A 5429-nucleotide genomic window follows, 5' to 3' on the forward strand; every position below is an offset into this window, starting at 1 on the left:
GGCCTCCAGCACGTCGAGCCGGCCGGAGAGAGTCGGGCCGCGGCCGGCCGAGGGCGCCGACCGAGGTCGCCGCACACCACCTGCGGCCGGATCGCCGGCGGCGTCCAGCCGCCCGCAGCACGCCGATAGTCGGGCCAGCCGCGGGCGATCGCCGCCGCCAGCCGCACGCCCAGCGACCGGCGGGCGGTGCCCTCGGCGTCCATGATCATGAGGACCGCCGGATGCGGCCGTCGACCTTCGGCGCCACCGTCTTCATCGCGGTGACGTAGTCCATCACCACCGTCGCCATCAGCCGCGCCGCCGAGGCGTCGATCAGCACCTTGCCCTTGGTGAAGGCGGCATAGCCGTCGCCGCCGCCGGCCATGTAGTCATTGGTGGCGACGCGGTAGACCGCGGCATCGTCCAGCGGCTTGCCGTCGACCGTGACGGAGACCACGCGGCTGCCCGCCGGCTTGGCCGGGTCGTAGACGAAGGCGAGGCCGGAAATCTGCGGGAACCGCCCGGCGACGTCCTGCACCTGGGACACGCCGTTCTCCAACCCCGCCCGGATCTCGGCGCCGGTCAGCTCCAGCAGCACCGCGAGATTGCCGAAGGGCAGCTCGGTCAGGATGTCCTTGCGCGTCAGCTGGGTGCCGGCGGCGACCAACCGGTCGCCACGGACGCCGCCGCCATTGATGATGGCGATCTGCGCGCCGGAGACGCCCCAGCGCAGCCCGTCGGCGATCAGGTTGCCCATCGTCGTCTCCTCGGTCCGCACCGCGCCGCGCTGGCTGTCCAGCTCGACCGAGGTGGTGCCGATGACGATGCCGAGCGCATCGTCCAGTGCCTTGTTGAAGGCATCGACCTTGGCCTGGATCTCCGGGTCGGGCTCGACCCCCGCGGTCGGCCGCACCTCCCAGCTCGGCAGCACCGCGATCACCGGCCCGTCCTTGGTCTCGCGGGTCGAGATGTCGAGCTCGACCACGCCGAGATAGTGCGAATCGTAGCCGGCTTTGAAGATCAGGACGTTGTTCTCGTAGAACATGATCGGGTCGTGGTCGTGCCCGCCCAGCACCAGGTGCAGCCCCTTGACCGACTGCGCCAGCTGCCGATCCTGGGCGATGCCGAGATGGGTCAGCGCCACCAGGATGTTGGCGCCCTCGGCCTTCAGCGCCTCGACCGCCTGCTTGGCGGTGGTGATGATGTCGGGGAAGCTGATGTCCGGCCCCGGGCTGGACAGCGTCCTGGTGTCCGGCGTCAGGATGCCGAGGAAGCCCACGGTGTAGTCGCCGACCTTGCGGGTGGCGGTGGCGACGCCGCCGCCGAAGGGCTTGCCGTCCTTGCCCAGGACATTGGCGCCGAGCCAGGGGAACTTCGATTCGCCGATGCGCTGCGCCGCCAGCTCCGGCCCGTAGTCGAACTCGTGATTGCCCCAGACCGCGTAGTCGACGCCGACGGCGTTGAACAGGTCGATCATCTGCGATCCCTTGGTCAGGCCCGACATCACCGAGGGCGACAGCGTGTCGCCGCCGAAGGTGGTGATGCTGTGCGGGTTGGCGGCACGGGCCTGCTTCAAGAGGGTCGCGAGCTGGCCGAAGCCGCCCTGGCCGCGCACCGGCCCGATCTCGTACACGTCGTTGACGTGCAGGAAGGTCAGCCGCAGCGGGGCCGTCGCGGCCCATCCGGGCAGCGGGGCCGCGGCGAAGACGGTGGCGAGCATGACCTGGCGGCGCGACGGGCCCTGCATGGCTGGATCTCCCTCCGGATGACGGTGCCAGAATGGACCGGCGCATTGCCGGATGTCATCCTCCGCTGCGTTGCGGACCGGTGACAAGTGAGCGGATCGGATGACGTCCCAGAAGCATCTCTACCATCCCGCCACCGCTGATACCGCCCGCACCGTCCCGAGCTATTGGGAGGCGACCGCCGAGCCGGCGCCGGAGGGCTGCGCGCCGCTAGCCGGCGATGAGTCCTGCGACGTCGCCGTGATCGGCGGCGGCTATACCGGGATGTCGGCGGCGCTGCACCTGGCCCGCGACCTCGGCGCCGATGTCCGGGTGCTGGAGGCCGGGCCGGTCGGCTGGGGCGCTTCCGGCCGCAACGGCGGCTTCAACTGCGTCGGCGCCGCCAAGCTGTCCGGCGCGGCGATGCTGAAGCGGGTCGGCCGCGACGAGGTGCGCCGCTACTACGCCGCCCAGCTCGAGGCGACCGAGCTGGTGGCGGCGCTGGCCCGGGACGAGGGCATCGATCTCGACCGCCAGGGCGACGGCGTCATCAGCGTCGCCCACAAGCCGAGCCGGGTGCGCGAGCTGGAGGAGGAGGCACGCTGGGATCGCGAGGTCTCCGGCCTGACCTCGACGCTGTGGAGCCGGGACGAGCTGCGCGAGCGCGGCTATGCCGGGCCGGAGGCGCATGGCGCCCTGCACCACGCCGCCGGCTTCGGCCTGCACCCGCTGAAATACCATCGCGGCCTGACCCGCGCCGCCTTGGCGTGCGGCGCCAGGATCCACGGCCGCAGCCGTGTCACCGGCTGGCAGCGCGAGGCCGGCGGGCACCGGCTGGTCACCGCCGCCGGGTCGCTGCGGGCGAAGCGGGTGCTGATCGCCACCAATGGCTATACCACCGACGGGCTGCATCCCTATCTGGCCGGCACCTTCCTGCCGGCCCTGTCGAACATCGTCGTCACCCGGCCGCTGACGGAGGCGGAACGGCAGGCCCAGGGCTGGACCACCGGGACGCCGCTGTCTGACACCCGCAACCTGCTGTTCTATTTCCGGCTGCTCAAGGATGGCCGGCTGCTGCTCGGCTCCCGCGGCGGCACCTGGGGCAGCCCGGACGCCGCGGCGACGTACCGGCGCTGGCTGGAGCGGCGGATCGGCATCGCCTATCCCGCCTGGCGCGGGGTCGAGACCACGCATTTCTGGTCCGGCCTGGTCTGCCTGTCGGCCAATCTGACGCCGATGCTGGGGCAGGTGCCGGACGATCCCGGCGTCTGGTACGCCCTGGCCTATCACGGCAATGGTGTCGCCAGCGCGGGCTGGGCCGGCCGCGCCGTCGCCCATGCCATGACCGGCAGCCCGGTGCCGGGCGTCGGCATCCCGGCGCTGATGACGACGCCGCCGACCCGCTTCCCGCTGGGCGCCCATCGCCGCTGGCTGCTGAAGGCGGCCTACCTCAAGTTCATGATCCAGGATGCCCTCTGAGAGCCTTGGCTCTGACGCCGGGACCGCCCCGCATTCTCGGCATTTGGTGATGCGGCCGGCCCGACCTTAGCCTTTCCGCGGACGGACCTGGTGGAGCGATGCCGTGAAGATCCTGACCCTGCAGAACAACGACCGCACCCCTTCGGGCCTGATCGGCGCGGCGATCGCGGAGGCGGGCGGGGTCGAGGATGTGCGGTTTCCGGAGCATGGCGACGCCGTGCCGGCCGACGCCTCCGGCCATGACGGGCTGCTGGTGCTGGGCGGCGTCCAGTTCGCTGGCGACGACGACGCCCATCCCTATCTGCCGGCCGAGCTGGCCGCGATCCGCGCCTTCGCCACGGCCGGCAAGCCGGTGCTGGGCATCTGCCTCGGCGCCCAACTGCTGGCCCGGGCGCTGGGCGGGACGGTGCGCCACCACCATACGCCGGAGGTCGGCTTCACCGCGATCGAGGCGACCGATGCGGCCGGGGCCGACCCGCTGCTGCGGGGCCTGACGCCGCTGCCGAAGCTGATGCAGGCCCATTACGACACCTTCGACCTGCCGCAGGGCGCGACGCTGCTGGCCACCAACGCCGCCTGCGCCAACCAGGCCTTCAGCGCCGGGCCGGGGCTGTACGGGCTGCAATTCCATCTCGAGGTCTCGGCGGACATCGTCGAGGGCTGGGTCGACATGTTCTCGGAACGGACGCGCGAGCAGTTCCCCGGCTTCTTCGCCACCTATCGCGACCAGTTGGCGAACGACCTGCCCGGCGCCGCGGTCTTCGCCCGCCAGGTCGGGCTGCGCTGGATGGAGATGGTGCGCGCGCAGACTAAGAATCGGCGGGCGGCCTGAGGGCGGGGAGGGCGGCGATGACCTTCGACGATGTCTGTGCCCTTGCCCTGGCCTGGCCCGGCGTCGAGCGCGGCACCTCCTACGGCACGCCGGCGCTGAAGGTGAAGGGCAAGATGCTGACCCGGCTGCGCGAGGACGGTGAGACCCTGGTGGTGCCGGGTGTCGGCCCCGACGAGCGCGAGATGCTGATCGAGGCCGAGCCCGAGGTGTTCCGCGTCACCCCGCATTACCGCGACTGGCCGATCGTGCTGATGCGGCTGCCCAAGGCCGATCCCCGCGCCGTCGAGACCCTGCTGCTCCGGCGCTGGCGCGAGGTGGCGCCGAAGCGGCTGGCCAAGGAGTTCGACGCGGCGAAGGGCTGATCCAGGAATCTCCGGCCCGGTCTCCTCAATGCCATTGCCGGGCTTGACCCGGCAATCCAGGGGCCGCCAAGAGCGGTTCCTGGACACCCTGGATCCTCGGGTCAAGCCCGAGGATGACAATAAGAAGGGGGGCTGATCAGCCCCGCCCCGGCAGCATCCGGCGCAGCACGCCGTCGCGCAACGCGTAGTGGTGGACCAGCGCGGCCGCCGCGTGCAGCCCCGCCAGCACGATGATGATCCAGGCCACGGTGTTGTGCAGGTCACCGATCGTCCCCGCCAGGTCATGGTCCGGTGCGAAGGCGGCCGGCACGTCGAACAGGCCGAAGAACTGGAACGGCTCGCCCTGGGCCCAACGGAACAGGAAGCCCAGCACCACCTGTGCCGCCAGCAGGAGGTACAGCGCGTGATGCGCCGCCTTGGCCGCCAGGTGCTGCAGCCCGCCCGTCGCCGGCGGCAGGCGGCGGCCCTGGGTGCCCCGCCACAGCAGCCGCGCGATCAGCACCACCGTCAGCAGCAGGCCGCAGGAGATGTGCAGCGCCTGCGCGCCCTTGCGCACCGGCGTGCCGCGCGGCAGGAAGCCCCAGATCTCGGCCAGGGCGAACAGCAGGATGACGAACAGCGCCGTCAGCCAGTGCAGGAGGATGGTCGTGCGGTCGTACCGGCCCGCGGGCTGGTCGATCGGGCCCGCGGACGCGGCGGCCTGGTGAATCGTCATCGGGATGCTCGTGGATGGATTGGTGGTGGGGCCGCAGGAGGACCCATGCCTGTTCGCTCCCACGAACAGCCGGGATACGTCAAATCGTAAGACAATTCTCCGTGGCGCCGGCACGCCGCGTCACAGCCGCGCCATCAGCATGGCGAAGCGGGTCAGGCCTTCCGGCCAAGGGCCGTGGCCGCTGGCATGATCCAGTCCCCCGGCATCGCCGGCATCGATGAACTCGCTGCCCCAGGCGGCCGCCAGGTCGTCGGCGACGGCCTGGGCGCAGCGTGGGTCGCTGGCGCTGGCGACCAGCAGGGACGGGAAGGGCAGCGGGTCGCGCGGCACATCCTCAT

The 5429-nt window shown here is 71.4% G+C and carries 7 protein-coding genes; 3 read left to right on the forward strand and 4 right to left on the reverse strand.

What is annotated here, in order from left to right; translation table 11 throughout:
* Together P409_RS25470 and P409_RS25475 are read right to left on the reverse strand one after the other, a co-directional pair.
* Positions 1-209, reverse strand: a 209-nt coding sequence (locus P409_RS25470; protein WP_034845040.1) for a hypothetical protein, incomplete at its 3' end; no start/stop codon positions are given.
* Entirely contained in the window at positions 206-1726 is a 1521-nt protein-coding gene (locus P409_RS25475; RefSeq protein WP_052121377.1) for a bifunctional metallophosphatase/5'-nucleotidase, read from the reverse strand. The genes P409_RS25475 and P409_RS25470, both read right to left, overlap by 4 nt.
* 100 nt (positions 1727-1826) lie before the next feature.
* Here P409_RS25475 and P409_RS25480 point away from each other — a divergent pair, with 100 nt between their 5' ends.
* The 3 genes from P409_RS25480 to P409_RS25490 all read left to right on the forward strand — a co-directional run bounded on the left by P409_RS25480 (position 1827) and on the right by P409_RS25490 (position 4376).
* On the forward strand, positions 1827-3182 hold the full coding sequence (locus tag P409_RS25480) for an NAD(P)/FAD-dependent oxidoreductase (RefSeq protein ID WP_034845041.1): 1356 nt from the start codon (positions 1827-1829) through the stop codon (positions 3180-3182).
* 103 nt (positions 3183-3285) lie between these two features.
* On the forward strand, positions 3286-4014 hold the full coding sequence (locus tag P409_RS25485) for a type 1 glutamine amidotransferase (RefSeq protein WP_034845042.1): 729 nt from the start codon (positions 3286-3288) through the stop codon (positions 4012-4014).
* A 17-nt stretch (positions 4015-4031) separates the two neighbouring features.
* Entirely contained in the window at positions 4032-4376 is a 345-nt protein-coding gene (locus P409_RS25490) for an MmcQ/YjbR family DNA-binding protein (protein ID WP_034845044.1), read from the forward strand.
* Positions 4377-4512: 136 nt separating this feature from the next.
* Here P409_RS25490 and P409_RS25495 read toward each other — a convergent pair whose 3' ends face one another.
* Both P409_RS25495 and P409_RS25500 read right to left on the reverse strand, forming a co-directional pair.
* Positions 4513-5091 carry a cytochrome b gene (locus tag P409_RS25495; protein ID WP_034845047.1) on the reverse strand — a complete coding sequence of 193 codons (579 nt, stop codon included), beginning with the start codon at positions 5089-5091 and terminating at the stop codon, positions 4513-4515.
* Positions 5092-5211: 120 nt separating this feature from the next.
* Positions 5212-5429: RBBP9/YdeN family alpha/beta hydrolase (locus P409_RS25500; RefSeq protein WP_034845048.1), on the reverse strand; the 218-nt coding region annotated here is incomplete at its 5' end.

This window comes from Inquilinus limosus MP06, assembly GCF_000767795.1.
Lineage (GTDB): Bacteria > Pseudomonadota > Alphaproteobacteria > DSM-16000 > Inquilinaceae > Inquilinus > Inquilinus limosus_E.